The 16,505-nt window shown below is 67.0% G+C and carries 17 protein-coding genes; 7 read left to right on the top strand and 10 right to left on the bottom strand.

Features of this window, described 5'->3' with window-relative positions; genetic code table 11:
* Positions 1-104: 104 nt before the first annotated feature.
* A complete protein-coding gene (locus ACFVAV_RS27660; protein WP_379038422.1) occupies positions 105-782 on the bottom strand; it encodes a hypothetical protein in 678 nt (225 codons plus the stop codon).
* Between the two features lie 144 nt (positions 783-926).
* Between ACFVAV_RS27660 and ACFVAV_RS27665 the strand changes: the two genes are divergently transcribed.
* Entirely contained in the window at positions 927-1,511 is a 585-nt protein-coding gene (locus tag ACFVAV_RS27665) for a GrpB family protein (protein WP_379038424.1), read from the top strand.
* Positions 1,512-1,651: 140 nt separating this feature from the next.
* On the opposite strand, the gene ACFVAV_RS27670 is transcribed toward ACFVAV_RS27665, so the two are convergent.
* Both ACFVAV_RS27670 and ACFVAV_RS27675 read right to left on the bottom strand, forming a co-directional pair.
* Entirely contained in the window at positions 1,652-2,857 is a 1,206-nt protein-coding gene (locus tag ACFVAV_RS27670; RefSeq protein ID WP_379038426.1) for an NAD(P)/FAD-dependent oxidoreductase, read from the bottom strand.
* A 108-nt stretch (positions 2,858-2,965) separates the two neighbouring features.
* Positions 2,966-3,610 (bottom strand): ATP-grasp domain-containing protein, encoded by a 645-nt coding sequence (locus tag ACFVAV_RS27675; protein WP_379038427.1) that lies wholly within the window; start codon positions 3,608-3,610, stop codon positions 2,966-2,968.
* 19 nt (positions 3,611-3,629) lie between these two features.
* Between ACFVAV_RS27675 and ACFVAV_RS27680 the strand changes: the two genes are divergently transcribed.
* The gene (locus tag ACFVAV_RS27680; protein WP_379038428.1) at positions 3,630-4,895 is read left to right on the top strand and encodes a hypothetical protein; all 1,266 of its coding nucleotides are present in this window, start codon (positions 3,630-3,632) and stop codon (positions 4,893-4,895) included.
* A gap of 88 nt (positions 4,896-4,983) precedes the next feature.
* Positions 4,984-6,234 carry a VWA domain-containing protein gene (locus tag ACFVAV_RS27685; protein ID WP_379038430.1) on the top strand — a complete coding sequence of 417 codons (1,251 nt, stop codon included), beginning with the start codon at positions 4,984-4,986 and terminating at the stop codon, positions 6,232-6,234.
* A 206-nt stretch (positions 6,235-6,440) separates the two neighbouring features.
* On the opposite strand, the gene ACFVAV_RS27690 is transcribed toward ACFVAV_RS27685, so the two are convergent.
* The 4 genes from ACFVAV_RS27690 to ACFVAV_RS27705 all read right to left on the bottom strand — a co-directional run bounded on the left by ACFVAV_RS27690 (position 6,441) and on the right by ACFVAV_RS27705 (position 8,877).
* On the bottom strand, positions 6,441-6,881 hold the full coding sequence (locus tag ACFVAV_RS27690) for a hypothetical protein (protein WP_379038431.1): 441 nt from the start codon (positions 6,879-6,881) through the stop codon (positions 6,441-6,443).
* Positions 6,878-7,279 (bottom strand): hypothetical protein, encoded by a 402-nt coding sequence (locus ACFVAV_RS27695; protein ID WP_379038433.1) that lies wholly within the window; start codon positions 7,277-7,279, stop codon positions 6,878-6,880. Before ACFVAV_RS27695 ends, ACFVAV_RS27690 begins: the two co-directional genes overlap by 4 nt.
* Positions 7,276-8,385 carry a hypothetical protein gene (locus tag ACFVAV_RS27700; RefSeq protein ID WP_379038434.1) on the bottom strand — a complete coding sequence of 370 codons (1,110 nt, stop codon included), beginning with the start codon at positions 8,383-8,385 and terminating at the stop codon, positions 7,276-7,278. Before ACFVAV_RS27700 ends, ACFVAV_RS27695 begins: the two co-directional genes overlap by 4 nt.
* A gap of 321 nt (positions 8,386-8,706) precedes the next feature.
* Complete coding sequence (locus ACFVAV_RS27705; protein ID WP_379038435.1) at positions 8,707-8,877, bottom strand: hypothetical protein; 171 nt, start codon at positions 8,875-8,877, stop codon at positions 8,707-8,709.
* Positions 8,878-8,937: 60 nt separating this feature from the next.
* On the opposite strand from ACFVAV_RS27705, the gene ACFVAV_RS27710 reads away from it, so the two are divergent.
* Both ACFVAV_RS27710 and ACFVAV_RS27715 read left to right on the top strand, forming a co-directional pair.
* Complete coding sequence (locus ACFVAV_RS27710; RefSeq protein ID WP_379038436.1) at positions 8,938-10,101, top strand: alkene reductase; 1,164 nt, start codon at positions 8,938-8,940, stop codon at positions 10,099-10,101.
* Between the two features lie 105 nt (positions 10,102-10,206).
* Complete coding sequence (locus ACFVAV_RS27715) at positions 10,207-10,695, top strand: FBP domain-containing protein (RefSeq protein WP_379038437.1); 489 nt, start codon at positions 10,207-10,209, stop codon at positions 10,693-10,695.
* 169 nt (positions 10,696-10,864) lie between these two features.
* Here ACFVAV_RS27715 and ACFVAV_RS27720 read toward each other — a convergent pair whose 3' ends face one another.
* Positions 10,865-11,137, bottom strand: a complete 273-nt coding sequence (locus ACFVAV_RS27720; RefSeq protein WP_379038438.1) for a hypothetical protein — start codon at positions 11,135-11,137, stop codon at positions 10,865-10,867.
* A gap of 205 nt (positions 11,138-11,342) precedes the next feature.
* On the opposite strand from ACFVAV_RS27720, the gene ACFVAV_RS27725 reads away from it, so the two are divergent.
* On the top strand, positions 11,343-11,633 hold the full coding sequence (locus ACFVAV_RS27725) for a hypothetical protein (protein WP_378856344.1): 291 nt from the start codon (positions 11,343-11,345) through the stop codon (positions 11,631-11,633).
* Positions 11,634-11,673: 40 nt separating this feature from the next.
* Here ACFVAV_RS27725 and ACFVAV_RS27730 read toward each other — a convergent pair whose 3' ends face one another.
* A complete protein-coding gene (locus ACFVAV_RS27730) occupies positions 11,674-13,857 on the bottom strand; it encodes an MMPL family transporter (protein ID WP_379038439.1) in 2,184 nt (727 codons plus the stop codon).
* An 89-nt stretch (positions 13,858-13,946) separates the two neighbouring features.
* On the opposite strand from ACFVAV_RS27730, the gene ACFVAV_RS27735 reads away from it, so the two are divergent.
* Entirely contained in the window at positions 13,947-14,552 is a 606-nt protein-coding gene (locus ACFVAV_RS27735; RefSeq protein ID WP_379038440.1) for a TetR/AcrR family transcriptional regulator, read from the top strand.
* Here the strand turns inward: ACFVAV_RS27735 and ACFVAV_RS27740 are convergent.
* Positions 14,549-16,375 (bottom strand): TerD family protein, encoded by a 1,827-nt coding sequence (locus tag ACFVAV_RS27740; RefSeq protein WP_379038441.1) that lies wholly within the window; start codon positions 16,373-16,375, stop codon positions 14,549-14,551. The genes ACFVAV_RS27735 and ACFVAV_RS27740 overlap by 4 nt on opposite strands.
* Positions 16,376-16,505 lie beyond the last annotated feature (130 nt).

The raw sequence follows: 16,505 nt of genomic DNA on the forward strand, positions 1-16,505 counted from the left end.
ATGGGGTGGTTCGAGCCCCACCCGCCCCACTTTTCCCTGCTGACCAGCAGATATGTTGTCCGGGCATTGTCCACTCGACGGTGCGGGTTGTGCGGCGCCCCCGCTCAACTCTCGGCGAGGACCGCAGCATCCACATACCGTGGATCACGGGCGATCGCGGCGAAGCTCGACTCGCCGTCGGCGCCAACCGATTCCTCCATCTCGGCCAACCGGACGAGCAGATCGAAATAGCTCGCCTCGGCCGTCCGTAACTGCGCGATCGTCGCCGTGAGATCGATATCGGCGGCGAACCGCGCCCCGTCGACGCCTACCAACAGGGTCGCCAGCCATCCGTCCGAATCGGCCGCGAACATCGCTCCGCTGGTCTCGGCCCAGAACAACACCGCGCTCGGCGCCACCTCAGAGCTCAACCGCCCTGCCGCGGCGAGCATCACCAGCGCGGTATAGATGTTCGACTCACAGAACCCGAAGTGCATCAGATATGCCTCGAGCGCTCCCGCCCGATACCTCAGTACGTATGTCAGCCCACCGATGTCCTCCCCGAAACAGTCGGCGAAATACTCCCGAGGCGTTATCCCCTCCTCGGCCTGCCGCCAATCCGGCGTCTTCCCGTCCCAGAACCACCGGTCATACATCGCGCCGTGATTCTCGATGGCCTCCGGCCCCGGCGCCGGCGTCTCCAGCCACTGCTCGAATGCCTCCCGCCCCATGGGAATTCGAGCAGCAACGACGAACGTGTCCGACACAACCGGCTCCTCATCGATCTCGACGGCGCCCACCATCCCGGGCCCACGCGCCATCCTAAGATTCGCCGCCTCCACCTCGGCGGCCTGATCATCGATCGCTCATCGGCATGACCGGACGTTGGTGGCACATTCGCTGATCGAAGAGACCTGCCTGAGCTTGTGCTCCGGTTAGGGTGATGTGTGGCGACATCGGACTCTGATGATGAGATCGCCGCCGCGACCATCGGCGAGCTGGAACCGTACGCGGTCACAGTGTTCATCGAGGATTACAACCCTGGTTGGCCGAGCTGGTACTCCGAAGCGGAAGCAGCAATCCGAGCGGCGCTGGGCGTGCTGGTCCTGCGCATCGAGCACACCGGCTCGACCTCTGTGCGCGGGCTCGCGGCGAAGCCGATTATCGACATCCTGTTGGTCGTCCCGGACACCGCCGATGAGGACGCATACGTTCCCGCTCTCGAGGCTGCCGGGTACACGCTGCGCATCCGGGAACCGAACTGGTATCAACACCGCTGCCTTATCCGGCGGACAGAAGATGGTGCGCCATGGAGCGTCAACCTGCACGTTTTCTCCCCACAACTAGGCGCCGTCGAGATCGAGCGGATACTCGCCTTCCGCGACTGGCTTCGCACTCACGACGAGGACCGGGCCTACTACGAGCGGATCAAACGGGAACTGGCTCAGCACGATTGGAAGTTCGTGCAGCACTACGCCAACGCCAAGAGTGATGTCGTCGAGGAAATCCTCCGCCGTGCCCAGCGAGGTTGAGCCCTCCTGGGCGAACTCTTCGAGCGCTTGCCCAGTCCACACCGTCCAGTCATCGGCCAGGCGCTGTTCGGGTAGCGGACCGTTGGCCCCGATGACCTGGTGCGGTCCTCGGGGCCTATCGTCGCCGATCTGCCGGGTGATCACCGGTGCCCGATCGGCGCAGCGGATCGGGCCGCGTCGGTGTCGGTCCGGTCCCGCAGCAGCTGTGCACGCTGGTCACCCTTGGCCCAGGTATGCGTGCCCGGCTTACGCGCCTCGGTGGCCAGTTGCTTGATGGTGTGGCCGCACACGAACTCCTTCAGCTTCGCGCCGGGGCGGCCGCCGAGGTGGTACCACTTGGCGGCATCGTCCTTGTCGGCGAACTGGAAGACGCCCGCGTGGCGGCCGAGGCTGATGCACTGACCCGCGAAGCCCAGGTCGATCGGGTCGGGGCGCTGGTCGGTGATCCGGTGCAGGATCGTGTCGGCGGCGTGCGCGCCCAAGGGACCCGCCGCCTGGCAGCTCATCCGGAACGGCAGGTTCGACGGTGCCGCCGAATCGCCCGCCGCGACGATCCGCTCGTCGTCGATGCTGGTCAAGGTCTCGTCGGTGAGCAGACGGCCGACGGCGTCGGTGCGCAAGCCGCTGCGGGCCGCCAGGTCGGGGACACCGAAGCCTGCGGTCCAGACGGTGACCGCGCTGCGGAGGATATGACCGCCGCTGAGCCGCACGGCATCCTCGGTCACCTCGACGACCTTCGCGTCGGAGCCTTCGAGGATCGTCACGCCGAGCGCGGTCAGCCGCTTGGCGACCGCGCGCCGACCGCGCGCGTGCAGGTACGGGCCGAGTACATCACCGCAGATCAGCGTCACGGCGCGACCCTGCTCCGCCAGCTCGGCGGCCGTCTCGATCCCGGTCGGCCCCGCGCCGACCACCGTCACCGTGGCCGTCGCCGCCGTGCCGTCGAGCACGGGTGCCAGCCGCTGCGCTTCCTCCAAACTCGCGATCGGATAGGCGAATTCGGCCGCGCCAGGGACGCGAGGCGCCGCGCTGCCGCTCCCTACCGCGTAGATCAGGTAGTCGTAGCCGATCGTGTCGCCGCCGGCCAGCGCCACGGTGCGCCCCGCCGCGTCGATCCCGGTCACCGCATCGACCAGCAATCGCACACCCGTCGCCAGTACCTCGCTGTACTCGGTGACCGCGTCGTCGGTCCCACCCACCAGCTGATGCAACCGAATCCGCTCGACGAACCGTGCCCGCGGGTTGATCACCGTCACCGCCACCTCGGCCCGCTGCGTTAGCCGATTGGCCGCCATCACACCCGCGTACCCGCCACCGATCACGACCACATCGATCTTCTCGCTCATCGGTCTCTCCTTCACTCGAGGGCTTCGGGCATAAGACGCCACCGGACCACTCGATGTGACGGTGTGTGACGCGGGTCACTACTCGTCTACCTCCTGCGCGATGCGACTTCAGGCGTGTGAGCTCGCGAGCAGCTCGCTCCACCGCTGAATGACGAGTTCGGTGTAGTCGTCGGCGGTGATGTCGTAGGCGCCCAGGGCGTAGCCGTCGTTCGCTTCGACCAGGGCGGTGCGGCCGTCGGCCAGCACGCCGAAGTCGATGCCGTAGGCAATCGGCGCGGTCGCGGTCCGGTGGTATTCCGCGACGGCGGACTTGACCACGCTCATGTCCAGGGTGATGGTGCGGTCGCCGTCGTAGTGGTCGACGGTCACGATCCGTCCGTCGATCACGTAGACGCGGTACTCGGTGCGCCAGTCCACGACCTCGGAACATCGGACCCGTCGTCGCCGGCTGGTGCTGTGCCACGCGGTGGCATCGCGTTCGGAATAGCAGACCGTTCCGGTGAAGCGCTTGCGTCGGTCAGCCGGTTTCACGAACACCGGTGTCGCCGAACCGGTATCGAGGGCGCGCTCGACCTCGCCCAGGGTCGATGTCCACACTCTGCGCCCGAGGTAGTCGCGCAGGGCCTCGGGGTAGTCGTCGGGCTCGGGCACCGGAATGCGCAGCTGGCGCATCGCACCATGCATGGCGTCGGTATCGCCGGCGATGAAGGTGCTCGGCCCCAAGGGCAACTGCCGGTGGTGGATCCGCTTCATGCTGTAGTAGCGGACCGGGATGCCGCGCCGTGCCAGGCCTTCGGAGAGTAGACGCTCCTCGTGCCGCATCGGACCCGAGCCGGCGTATTGCAGAAACGCGACATCGAACCTCATTTTCCCGATCATCCTCCACCGCAGACTGATTCGTGCGGTGATGACGAATTCCTACGTCTGCAATCCCCGGACGGGGTGTCCATGGTCGATGCCGTTGCCGCTCGACCCGAAACCCGTGCTTGCTGCTGGCAGGATGAGCGGTATGCGTTTCACACTGCCGACCATCGTGTCGATGATGGTGGCGATCCTGCTGACAGGATGTTCTCTGTTCCCGCAAGGTCCCGATCAAGCCGAGCGCAACCGCTGGTCGCGGGTGATCGAGAAGGCGATCGCGGCCCTTCCCGGGGTGGCCGACGCGTCACACTCGTTCGACTACTTCCCGTACGGCGACAACTCGTACTACCTCTCCAAGCTCGACGTGCGGCTCGACGACGAGGCCGCGCCAGCCGAGGCGGCGTCCGTCGTCCGGGTCATGGCCGCTCAGCAGCTCCCGCCGCAGTATCACGGCGAATCGACCCTGATCTCCATCGACCGGGGGACGGACTCCTACTTCGGGGATTGGCGGTTCGGGCGGAACGTGGACGTGGAAGCGAACGGGGCATTCAACTGGGCCCGGCTGTCAGCGGCCCGGACCGGTGCGCGGATCCACTGGTCCAACAGCGAGTTCACCGCCACCGGCGACGCGGACGGACTGACCGAAATGATCAGTGTCCGCGCCGGATCGGAGACCGAACCCCGCCGCGCCACGGCGGCGATGCGCCGGATCATCGAGGGTTTTCCCGAACTGGCATCCAACGATTGGACGGTGGCCTCGGTTCATTCGGAGAAGTTGACCAAGAGCCATTCGAAACTGGAGCCCAGTCTGGTCCACGGGGACCGCCGCCCGCGCTTTCCGTCCGAGAGTGAACTCGAACTGTGGGAGCGGCTCCTGACCGATCCACCCACCCCGGCCATCGTCGAGGTGTCGGTGATCGACCCGCCCGACGCAGCGGGACGCACCATGAAAGTCATGGTATTCCCGCCTGACAGAGAAGAATTCAGTCCTGCCCAGGCGAGGGAACTCGCCGAACGGCATCTCCCGTACCTGGCCGGGCCCGGTGCCGTGGTCGACTACGACATCGTCGCGCGGCACGGTCCCGATCTCGTCGTCCTGGTCGGCGGCTGCCCGGAACCCGGGCGCGATATCTCACCGGAGTCGACGCCTTTCGCGCGTCTGTACGAACGCTGCTGAAAGCGGTACCCGGTAGCGGGATCGCGCTGCCCGCGTGGGTCGCTGCCCTTAGGGTGAGGGCAGGACGGCCGACGGATGAGGAGTGGCGGTGGCTGCTGGGCTGGTGAAGGGGCAGAACGCGGGGTTGGCGCAGCCGGACGTAGTGCTGACCGTGCGGGGCGGTGTCCCGGCGGATCTGTCGGCGCTGCTGGTGACCGGGGCCGGGAAGGTGCGCTCGGATGCCGATTTCGTGTTCTTCAATCAGCCCCAGGCGCCGGGGGTTCGGCTCGACGGGGCGGCGCTCGTGGTGACGTTCGCGGCCGTACCCGCCGACATCGAGCAGATTCGCGCGGTGATCACCGTTGCGGCCGAAGGGGATACGTTCGGCGGTGCCGTCGCACCGGTGGCGTCGGTGGCCGATGCGACGGGGAACCCGTTGTACGAGTACGTGATCGAGGGGCTCGACCGGGAGTCGGTGGTGATCGCGCTCGAGCTGTACCGGCGCGGTGAGCAGTGGAAGGTGCGGGCTGTCGGGCAGGGGTATGCCGGTGGGTTCGCGGATCTGGTCACCGATCACGGGGTGAGTGTCGACGACGAGCCCGAGGTGGCGGCACCGGCTGTGGGCCAGTGGGAGGTTCGGACCGTACCCGGCGAGGCGGCGCTCTCGTTCGAGAAGCGCGAGAAGCTGGACCTGCGCAAGCGCGAGGTCGCGAAGGTCCTCATCGACAAGAGCGCGTTCGGCACACGGGCGCGAGTGGTGCTCGTCATCGACAAGACCGGCAGCATGCAGAAGCTGTACCGCGGCGGCACCGTGCACCGCGTGGTGGAACGGATGATCCCGGTCGCCACCCAACTCGACGACGACGGCACCCTCGAGGCCTACCTCTACGCGCTGACCTTCGCCAAACTGCCCGACATCACCGTCGCGGGCGGCGAACAGTGGGCCCAGACCTACCTCCACCTGACCGGCACCCACGACGGCATCCACTACGACAGCCTCGGCGGCCGCAACGACGAACTCCCGGTGATGCGCGCCGTCATCGACACCCTCACCCCCGGCGCAGCCCCGACTCTGGTCCTGTTCTTCACCGACGGCGGCTTCGCCAAGAAACGCGAAATCGCCGCCCTCATGCGCGAAGCCGCGGCCCTGCCCGCCTTCTGGCAGTTCATCGGCCTCGGCAAGGCCAACTTCGGCGTCCTGCGCACCCTCGACGAACTCGACGGCCGCGTCGTCGACAACGCCGGCTTCTTCGCCCTCGACGACATCGACCAGGTCGACGACGCCGAACTCTACGGCCGCCTCCTCGGCGAATTCCCCGACTGGCTCCGCGCCGCCCGCACCGCGGGCATCATCCGTTAGCGCACACACGAGAACTGACCCGCGAAGACTGTTCGTCCGCGGTGTCAACTGTCAGTCGACCTGACTGGGGGTCAGGTGGTCACAGGTTCACCGCCGTCGCCGGATCGGCGGTTGTCCCGGCCTTCTGGCCGGATTATGTCCGTCAAGGCCGGTCGTACCATCCGGCGAACTATGGTCGATGGCGTCATCACGATGACCTGCGCGCGTCAGCAATCAGTATGGATGAAGACCCGTCGCGTCTCGCCGCCACCGTCGTGGATGACGACGTATCGCCTCGGATCCCGGTAACCCTCTATCGAGTGCTCATTACCAGCATCAGTCGTCAGCGGATCATTCAATTGCGTTGTGTCCCAGTACGACTTCCACGACAAGGGAACCCCGGGAGCAAACTCCGCAAAGCCGGAGCGCTGCTTGAAATCGTCGATCGACCCGTTTGGAATATCGACCACGGCTACTGACGTCGACTCCCTGAAACGAGTGTCATGCTCGTACCAAACGACATCCGCACCCTCCGGGAAGGCTATATTTGCACATTGTGACAGGTGGCTGATCTGCTGCTCCTGATTGGAGGAGCATCCCCCGACTCCTGCAGAGATGGTGCACGCGGTGATGTACAGGACGATAGCCTGTCTATCGAAGTAGCTCATAGGTTTTCGAACTGCCTCAAGAGTCTCGTAGCCTCGCCGTGGACGCGGAAACTCCGTGCCCAACCAGCTTCTTCAAGGTGCCGCATCTCATTGTTGACAGTAGTTCCGATGCCTATTCCCTCATCTTTGTCGAAGTTGTAGAACTCGTAGACATAGCTCTTGTAGATGATCTCAGCCCGAAAGCCACCGTCCGCTTCGTGGATGGTGGTGTCACTGCTGACTGCTATATCGTAATGACCCAACGCATTGGCGATATCGGGATCTTCCCCTGGTTGCACACCGAGCCACCCAGAGGTCAATTCTCGTGTGACGCCGATCTGGGGATTCTGCCGGGCCTGGTCCGTGATTTCCTGCAAGCACATCTTGATTGCTTCCCTCGCGCCGCTGGTGGCGATCACCCGCTCGAAGCGGCCCGAGCTGATCTCGTAGATGTAATCGGGTCCGTTGTTGTCGAGGTAGGCCCCCAAGATGTCCTCGGAGAATTCCCATCCATTGACGTCGAACCAGGATTTCGCGGCGGCAGCATCGACACTGGCTGCGGCGGCCTCGGTCTTGTCCCCTGCGCTGGTTTTCGAGCCGTACACTGCGCGGTCGGCGGGGAGTGGGGGATCAGGAGGGCGCTGCAATGCTGCTCTCCCACCACACGTTGTTGTGCCCATGCCCCGAGTGGCAAAGTGAAGCCGAGGAAGCTCATCGACTGGGTCAGCCCGCCGCTCCAGCCCATAGCCTGGTTGTAGACCAGTCGTTCGAGGCATGCGCCACCGTTGGTGACGATCTTGGACACGACATCGAGGTCGGAGCTACGGGTGGCGACGGCTTGTCCGAGGCTGCTCGTACTCGCCGCGAAGGCCTGCGCTGTGCTCCCAGACCAGCTGCCTTGCAGCCATCGGACGCCGCTGGCCAGGTTCTCCGACGCGACGAAGTCGTTGATGCCGAGCTGCATGATTCGACCACCGAGGGTCTCCAACGTTTCCCAGTCCGCCGCGAGCGGGGCGAGGTAGTCCGCGGCAGGCTTGACGCCGATCACTCGACTCAACGGTTCGTCGAACTGTGTGAGCAACTCGATCGCCGAATCGACTACCTGCCGCACCGTGAACTGGCCGTCCGCAACCGCCGGCAGCGTTGGCAACTGAAGGCCACTGAAGCGGGTGATGCCCGCATCGCCGCCGGATGCTCCGGCGGCCTGATCGGTGGTTGTGCTCGCAGACAGGCTTGAGATCGCCTGCGCGGACGAGTCGTCGGTTCCTTGGAACTGACGTGACGCCGTGGCGAGGTTGGTGCGATAGGAAGAAAGGCTCGTCAGATCTTGTTGATGCACCGCAGACAGTGTCGTTTGAAGATTCTCGAACGACGACGTCAACGAGCCGAGCAGCCCGGCCGATCCACGGGGAAGCGAGAGTTCTGACAACATCCGCGAGGCGTTCGACGAGAAGTTCGTCCCCAGATCCTGCAAATCCAACCCGAATCCGTCAAGGCTGGCAACTTGCACGGCGAAGTCATTCATACGCATCCCCCCCTCGGTGCCACCGTAGCAGTGTAGCGATAACGGTCGCCCAATGATCCAGTCGCACACTGCAGTCGACCGACAGCCGAGTTCGCGCGGTTCCGGAGTCTCGCGCATTCCTCGTCCTCCTCGCGATCATGGGCCCGACCAGGTGTCCAACGAGATGCCCGACCCGTGCGGATTCACCCGTGGGTCGTCGGGCTCGATCTGCCTCGTCCGCAGCACTGCCAGAGTCTGCGCGGTGAACGCCTCGGTCGAAGCCTTTGGAACGGACGTATCCCATCGGTTAGGTGCCTCGCGCATGGGTGCTGCGTGAGCCCGTCAGCGCGGAGCGGGCAGGCCGTCGGCTGCTCGGTCGATCACCTCGTCGAGGACGTCGCGAGAACGGAGGAGATCGGCGATGGTGCGGTCGATTCGGTTGCGTTCGGTGCGGAGTTCGTCGACCAGTTCTGGGGTGGCGCGTTCGTTGGCACGGCCGTCGGCGTCGCGCATGCAGGGGAGGATTTGGCCGATCTTCTTGCTGGACAGGCCGGCCGCGTAGAGCTCTTGGATGTGGATGACGCGGTCGACCGCTCGCTCGGGGTAGTCGCGGTGGCCGCCGGGTGTTCTGTCCGAGGTCAGCAGGCCCTGCCCAGCCTCTTCGATTCCGCCAACCTCGGTGCGCTCACGCTGCCGAACCGTCTGGTGATGGCGCCCATGTCGCGCAACCGCGCCGCCGCCGACGGCAGCCCGACCGAGCTGATGGCCGCCTACTACGCCCAGCGCGCCACCGCGGGGCTGATCATCGCCGAGGCGGCGAGCCCGAACCGCGTCGGCACCACCTTCGCGGGCATCCCCGGCATCTACACCGACGCACAGATTGAGGGCTGGCGCGGTGTCACCGAGGTGATCCACGGCGCGGGTGGCCGGACGTTTCTGCAGATCCAGCACGGTGGGCGCGTCGGTCATCCGGATAACATCGGATCGGTCCCACTCGCGCCGTCGCCGATCCGGCTGAGCACGCCGATCCACACCGCGAGCGGTCCGCAGGACGCGGTCGTGCCGCGCGAGATGACCGTCGAGGAGATCCGCGCGACGGTCGCCGACTTCGCTACCGCCGCCCGCAATGCCATCGCGGCCGGTTTCGACGGCGTCGAGGTGCACAGCGCCAACGGGATGCTGCTGCATCAGTTCCTGGCCGGCAACACCAACCAGCGCGCCGACGAGTACGGCGGGTCGATCGACAACCGGATCCGGTTCACGCTCGAGGTCGTCGCCGCGGTGGTCGCCGCGGTCGGTCCCGAGCGGGTCGGGGTGCGGATCGCGCCCGGCGTGGGAGCCAACGGCATCGCCGAAACCGATACGGCGGCACTGTATCCCGCGCTGGTCGAGGCACTGGACGGGCGTGGGCTCGCCTACCTGCACGTCGTTTTCGCCGATCCGGCGTCGCCGGTGTTCCGGAGCATCCGCGCGGGCTGGAACGGCCGGCTCATCGCCAATCCGATGCTCGGCTGGGGCGAACCGCTGCCCGTCGACGGTGGTAAGGCGGCCGCCGAGACACTGCTCGCCGCGGGCGCCGACCTGATCTCGCTGGGTCGTCCGTTCCTGGCCAATCCGGACCTGGTAACCCGCCTGCGTGACGGCGCCCCTATCAACCAGTTCCGTGACGAGTACTTCTACGGCGGCGACGCCACAGGCTACACCGACTACCCGGTGCTGGAACCCGCTCTGCGATGAGCTGACGACGGCGCGCGCTGCGTGCTGAAAAACTCGGTTGTCAGCGCTCACAGCACGTCGTTAGCGTGTCTACCGTTTGTGACCGACACACCGAAAGGGCACTCCATGGAACCCGTCACCGAACGCGACATCAGGTCGTCGTTCGTCAACTGCTCGAAAGGGGACGCCAAACGCCTGTCCGTGCCGCGTGACCTCGATGCTCGCCCCTGGGACGATCTCGACTTCCTCGGCTGGAGCGACCCGTCCTACCCGGGCCGCTGCTACCTCGCGGTCCCGCGCGAGGGCGAACTGGTCGGTGTCGCCCTGCGGCACGAGACCGGCGGATCGGGCAAGACGCAGATGTGCGCGTTCTGTCTGACCACCCACACCGGCGGCGGCGTCTCGCTGATGACCGCGAACAAAGCCGGGGAATCGGGACGGCGCGGCAACACGGTCGGCAGCTACATCTGCACGGATCTGGCCTGCTCGCTGTATGCCCGTAACAAGAAGCGGCCCGCGCTGGGCAGCCGGTATCGCGAGGACCTGACACCGGAGGAGAAGGCGCAGCGGGTCCGCGAGAACCTGTACGCCTTCCTGGACCGCCTGTACACCTAGCCGATTCGCCCCGCCACACGACAAGGAGGTAGCTGCCATGTGCCGACACTCGAACCCCGCACGCCAGACGACCCGAGTTCTCTTGCTGAACAACAGAACTCGGGTCGTCGGGTGCCTTGCCGGTCGAGGTGGCCCGGGAATCTTCCGGACCGTCCCGAGCGGACAGGGATCAGAGCATGGCGTTCATGATCGTGCCCGCGCTGGTGGCGACCGCGCCGCCGATCATCGCGCCCGCGATCATCTTCGGCGACTCGAGCCCGCCGCCGGTCCACTTCTCCCAGGCGAACTTGCCGCCCGCGTAGGTGATGGCGATGACGCCCGACAGCAGGATGAACCAGGTGAAATAACGCACCAGCTGCAAGATCTTGTCCGACATCGGGGGTGCTTCGGGAGTCGGATTGCCCATCTGCGCCAAGGTATCGGTGACGGCGGCCAGAATCATGTTTGCTCTCACTCGGTACTCGGGGGGAACGGCGATGAACTGCTGTCGCTGATGTTATCCGGTCGAATCGGGTGCCGCAGCCGCCCACTCGGAGCGGACCGATCGGTTTTGTTGGTGTGCTGGGGGTTCGCGCCCGTATCCTGGACTCGTTCGAATACGGCAGTGCTGGAACGCAGTTCGCGTCACGCGAAAAGGGGAGCAGGCTATGAGCATCATTCTGACGTCGATGGCCGAGACTGTCACGACGTTCGCGCAGGTCAGCAACCCTACGCCCGAGGCACCGCCGCTGTCGGACAAGATCATGCAAATGGTCCAGTACCTGACCTGGTTCATGATCCTGTCCGGTGTGCTGGCCATCACGGTCGCGGGCGGAAAGTTCGCCTGGGAGAAGTGGAACGGCAGCGCCATGGAGTCGCCGAAGATGATCGCGGGCGCGATGATCGGCGGCGTGGTGGCCACCAGCGGTGGCACCATCATGAACGCGATCCTCGGCTAGCCGCCGCGAGCGCACCGCGGGCGGAGTCGCTCGCGGTGTCTCACACCAGCACCCCGTTCCGGTCGGGGGAACCGTCGGCGTGCTGCACCTCGCGCAGCCCGAAGCGGTCGTGCAGCCTGCGCAGCGGCCCGGGTGCCCACCAGTTTGCCCGCCCTGCCAGGCGCATCAACGCTGGGACGAGCACGCCGCGGACCAGGGTGGCGTCCACGGCGACGGTGAGCGCCATGCCGATGCCCAACTGCTGCAGGAAGACCACTTCGCCGGTGCTGTACACCGCGAACGAAGCGGCCAGGATGAGGGCGGCGGCGGTCACCAGCGGGGCCGAGCGCGCGACGCCACGGGGTATGGAACCGATCGGGTCACCGGTGCGGTCGTAGTCCTCCTTGATCCGGGCGAGCAGGAAGACCTCGTAGTCCATCGACAACCCGTAGGCGATGCAGAACATGAGGATCGGAATGCTCGGCTCGACGCTGCCGGTGGGGGCGAAGCCCAGAACGTCGGCCAGCGCACCGTTCTGGAAACCCCACACCAGCACGCCGAACATCACCGACATCGACAGCATGTTGAGCACCGCTGCCTTCAGCGGAGCGAGCACGCTGCCGGTCATCAGGAACAACACCGCATAGGTGACTGCCATGATCAGCAGGGCGACGAGGGGGAGTCGCGCGCTGATGCCGTCGCGGTAGTCGGCCAGCTCGGCCGGGTAGCCACCGACAGCTACAGCGAAAGGCGCAGGCACAGAGCGGATCTCTGCGACCAGACCGCTCGGGTCGGCCAGCAGCCGCTCGCCGGTCGGCAGAACGCGCAGCCACGTCGTCTGCCCGGCGGACATGCCGGTGGACGGCGGCCCTGGGACCGCGGTGCCGTCGGTGAACGAACCCGCCGCCGAATCCACCCGGAGCACACCGGGAACCGACGACAGCGTCGCCGCGTAGACCCCCACCCCGGCTGGATCGGCTTGCCGGGCTAGAACCTGGAGAGCGTCGGCTTCCTCGGTCGCGAAGTCGGCGCGGATCGTGTCGTACATCGAACGCACCGGCGGGGCTCCGCCGAGCACGCGGTCGTCGGGGGCACCGAAGTTCATGCCGAGCGCCGGGGCGCCGAGCGCGAGCAGCACGAGCAGGGTGGCGCCGCCGGTCGCCGCCGGTCTACGAATGACGTTGTCGGCCATGCGGTACCAGAATCCACGGTCGAGTGCACGGGCGGGACGGGCGGGCACCGCCCGGTGCCCTGACAGGTACAGCGCCGCGGGCAGGATCACGACGGCGGCGAGAGCCGACACCGCGGCGACGGCGATACCGGCGTAGGCGAACGACGACAGGAACGGGAAACCGAAGACCAGCAGCACCGCCAGGCTCGCGCCGACGGTGACTGCGCTGAACACGATGGTTCGCCCCGCGCCGGCGACGGCACGCCGGACCGCGGTCGGGACCTGGGCTCCGGCCGCCAGCTCCTCCCGGAACCGGTAGATCATGAACAGCCCGTAGTCGACGCCGAGTCCGATGCCCATGACCAGCGCGATATTCGCGGCGAAGGTGGAGATTTCGGTGAAGACGGTCGCGACCCGCAGTAGCGCCAGCGTGCCGACCACACAGAACAACCCGATGCCGATCGTCACCAGGGCTAGGGTCCACCGTCGCAGCACCGCCCACAACAGCAGCAGCACCAGCGGGAGCACGATCAGTTCAGCCCGCAGGAAATCGGTCGACGCCTGGGCCGCGACCTCGCGGAACACCTCGTCGGCGCCACCCAGGGTGATCGTCACCGCCGGATCGACCTCGGTGAGCAACGCGGTCTCGATCGCGGGCAGCACCACCCGCCGGACATGGTCGGCATCGCCCGGCACTACGGCCAGGATCAGCGCATGCCGGAAGTCTCTGCTCGCCAGCGTCTCGGGGGCGCCGGGTTGCCAGAACGAGCGGACCTCGACGACGTCGGGGAGCGCGGCGAGTTCATCGGTGAGCGCCTGACCGATCGCGGTGACGTGGTCGCCGCGCACGTCGCCGTCCGTCGCTGTCACCAGCATCGTGATGTTGGGGCTTCCGGTCGCGAAGGTGTCGATGAGATCTCTTCGTACCAAGGAAGATTCGGAGTTCTGTCGTTCGAAACGGTTCAGTGCGAAGCTGTCCAGCGCGCCGCTCGCGACGACGGCGAGCAGGCAGAACACGGCCAGCGCCACCGCGAGCACGGCACGTGGGCGACGGGTGAGGATTGATCCGAGCACAGCGGCCCCTCTGTTAGGCTGCGAAAAATGCGAGTGAGCGCTCGCAAAAGAGGATACGAGCGATTGCTCGTATTTTCAACAGGAGGAACATGGCTGAGGTGCGCCGTCAGGAACGCGGTCGCCGCCGGATGGAGGACATCCTGCGCGCGGCCGCGGCTGTCTTCGCCGAGCGCGGATACGAGGGAACCACCACGAACGCGGTCGCCGCCGCCGCAGGCATCTCGCCCGGCTCGCTGTATCAGTACTTCCGGAACAAGGACGAGATCGCCGCCGCGCTGGCCGAGTTCTACCGGGGACAACTCGAATCACTCGGCGCCGAAGTCCCCGACGAATCCGCCGGACTCGACATCGACGCCCTGCTGGGCGCGGTGCTCGACACCCTGGTCGAGTTCAACGTCGCCCACCCCGGCTTCAAGGCGCTCTTCGCGCGCACCGACATGCCTGCATCGCTGGGCGCGGCCGTCGCACCGGCACACGGCGCGCTGCACGCGCGCTTCGAGACACTGCTCGGCGTCGCTTTCCCGGAACTCGCGCCCGACGATCGCCGGCGCGCCACCACCGTGGCCATCCAGCTCGTCCGCGGCATGATGCCCTTGATCGTCGAGGCGGACCCGGCGCAGCGCCCGGCGCTCGTCGACGAACTCCGGCTGGTCCTGCGCTCCTACCTGCTGTCGCGGGCGGGCCGGGTCGGCTAGATCCGGGCGCCCTTGGCGCGGTTGCAGGCCCGGCACAGGATCTGCAGGTTCGCCGCACTCGTCGCACCACCGCGGCTGAGCGGGATGATGTGATCGAACTCCAGGTAGTGGCCGTCACCGCACTCGACGCAGCGACCACCGTCGCGCTGCCACACCTGGGCTTTCACATCCTGCGGGATGCTGCGGCTGTCGCGCTGTCCCGGCGTCAGGACCAGGCGTTTCGCCACGCGCAGCGCACCTTCCAGCGCGGCGGCCACATAGTCGGGGTCGGCGACCCCGAAGGTGGCGCCGCCGCGCGCCGAGGTCGCGGCCAGCACCACGGTGCCGTGCTCCGGGTGCACGGAAACCACCCGGTTCCACGGCAGTTCGATGCCGGTGCCGTCGCCGACGAAACGCAGCTTCTTGGAGCTGCCGATCAGCCGGCCCTCGGTATTGCGCGGGCCGCGCGCGAGCATCCTGATGTGCACGGCGGGCAGGTCGAGGTGCACCCGCTCTTCGGGGTCCAGGTGCAGGCCGGGAGTGTCGACGGTGGGCAGTTCGCCCGCGCGTAGCCGGGACAGGGTGCGGCCGCGGTGCATCCGGCGGCGCAGGTCGTCGACGATCGGGCCGGACAGGGCCAGCTCGCTGACGATGTGCTCGAACGCGTCCAGTTCGTCGGCGAACACCTCGCCGTCGGCGAAGGCGAAGGCGACCATCCGCTCCACCTGGGTCAGCCCGGAATCACGCAGCACCGCGCGTCCGCGCTCTTCGTCTATGCGCTGGTAGCGCAACGCCGCCCACACCTCGAGCCAGTCCTCGGACAGGGTGCCGGGGCCGGTGAGCACCCGCCGGGCCCGGTTGCGCCAGTGGGTGAGGAATTCCTCCACCTCGTCCGCGCACGACCGGCATTGGCCGTGTCCGCCGAAGATTTTGCGGCGCAGCGGGTTACCGCAGCGGGGGCAGCGGACGCGGTGATCCTGGACGTGCGGGCGGGTGCTCGTCGTCCATTCGTCGCCGTCCCACCAGCGCAACTGCCCGGGGACCTGCGGGTCGGGATGCCAGTCAGCCAGTTCCGGGTTCGGCGGTGGCGGCGGCGGGACATCGATGACGCGGCGGGTGAGGGCAGGCGGGCGCGAGGGCGACCGCCCGGTGTGTGCGTGTGTGCCGGGATCGGCGGTGGTGTCGTGATCGGAGTCGGAGAACTCGGCCGCGGCCGACGTGTCGCCGTGCGGGACCCGGGCGAACTCCGCGCGATCGGCGGTGCGTGACGACGCCTGCCGTGCTGCCGAAGCCGACCGCGCAGGGGTTCCGGATCGCTCGGCGCGGGGCTGTCCGGCGGCCGGCTCGTCGACGGTGACCCCGAATTCGGTGGCCAGCCCGGCCAGCCCACCGGACCAGCCCTGGCCGATCGCCCGGAACCGCCACTGCCCGTCGCGCCGGTAGAACTCGCCGAACATCATCGCCTGCACGTCCTCGATGCCGTCGAGCACGAACTGGGCGACCGGCCCGTCGGCGGCGTGCACGGTCAACGTGAGATCGGTGAGCTGATCGAAGGTGCCCTCATCGAGGGAAGCGCTGACGACGATGCGCGCCACCTCCACCTCGGTCCGCGGCAGCGACACACTCAACCGCGCGGTCCCCGGCGCGGGCTCCTGATCCAGCGTCACCGCCTGCGAGGCATGCCGCGGCGCGTTGAAGAACACGAAATCCCGGTCACCGCGCACCAGCCCCGACTCGGTGACCAGCAGCGCATGCGCATCGACGGCATGTGCCGACCGCCATGAAAGAACCACGGCGAGAAGCGATGTCGGGACCGGCGCATGCGCGCCCTTGCGTAGTTCCATGGTGCTCGCATGATGTCATGCCCCACCGACAGGGTTATTGGAGCGCTGGCGCGCTCGAGTTCGCGGCCCCTCCTGTCCCGCGACCTGGCCGCGGCCGGTGGTGCCGGCATCATCACGCCGAACCTGATCC

The sequence above is a fragment of the Nocardia sp. NPDC057663 genome (genome assembly GCF_042799895.1).
Lineage (GTDB): Bacteria > Actinomycetota > Actinomycetes > Mycobacteriales > Mycobacteriaceae > Nocardia.

What these genes read in the sequence shown, in the direction of transcription:
- ACFVAV_RS27660 (WP_379038422.1), bottom strand. Translation starts at nt 782, where the DNA reads ATGGTGGGCGCCGTCGAGATCGATGAGGAGCCGGTTGTGTCGGACACG.
- ACFVAV_RS27670 (WP_379038426.1), bottom strand. Translation starts at nt 2,857, where the DNA reads ATGAGCGAGAAGATCGATGTGGTCGTGATCGGTGGCGGGTACGCGGGT.
- ACFVAV_RS27675 (WP_379038427.1), bottom strand. Translation starts at nt 3,610, where the DNA reads ATGAAGCGGATCCACCACCGGCAGTTGCCCTTGGGGCCGAGCACCTTC.
- ACFVAV_RS27680 (WP_379038428.1), top strand. Translation starts at nt 3,630, where the DNA reads ATGCCGCGCCGTGCCAGGCCTTCGGAGAGTAGACGCTCCTCGTGCCGC.
- ACFVAV_RS27690 (WP_379038431.1), bottom strand. Translation starts at nt 6,881, where the DNA reads ATGAGCTACTTCGATAGACAGGCTATCGTCCTGTACATCACCGCGTGC.
- ACFVAV_RS27700 (WP_379038434.1), bottom strand. Translation starts at nt 8,385, where the DNA reads ATGAATGACTTCGCCGTGCAAGTTGCCAGCCTTGACGGATTCGGGTTG.
- ACFVAV_RS27705 (WP_379038435.1), bottom strand. Translation starts at nt 8,877, where the DNA reads ATGCGCGACGCCGACGGCCGTGCCAACGAACGCGCCACCCCAGAACTG.
- ACFVAV_RS27715 (WP_379038437.1), top strand. Translation starts at nt 10,207, where the DNA reads ATGGAACCCGTCACCGAACGCGACATCAGGTCGTCGTTCGTCAACTGC.
- ACFVAV_RS27720 (WP_379038438.1), bottom strand. Translation starts at nt 11,137, where the DNA reads ATGATTCTGGCCGCCGTCACCGATACCTTGGCGCAGATGGGCAATCCG.
- ACFVAV_RS27725 (WP_378856344.1), top strand. Translation starts at nt 11,343, where the DNA reads ATGAGCATCATTCTGACGTCGATGGCCGAGACTGTCACGACGTTCGCG.
- ACFVAV_RS27735 (WP_379038440.1), top strand. Translation starts at nt 13,947, where the DNA reads ATGGCTGAGGTGCGCCGTCAGGAACGCGGTCGCCGCCGGATGGAGGAC.
- ACFVAV_RS27740 (WP_379038441.1), bottom strand. Translation starts at nt 16,375, where the DNA reads ATGGAACTACGCAAGGGCGCGCATGCGCCGGTCCCGACATCGCTTCTC.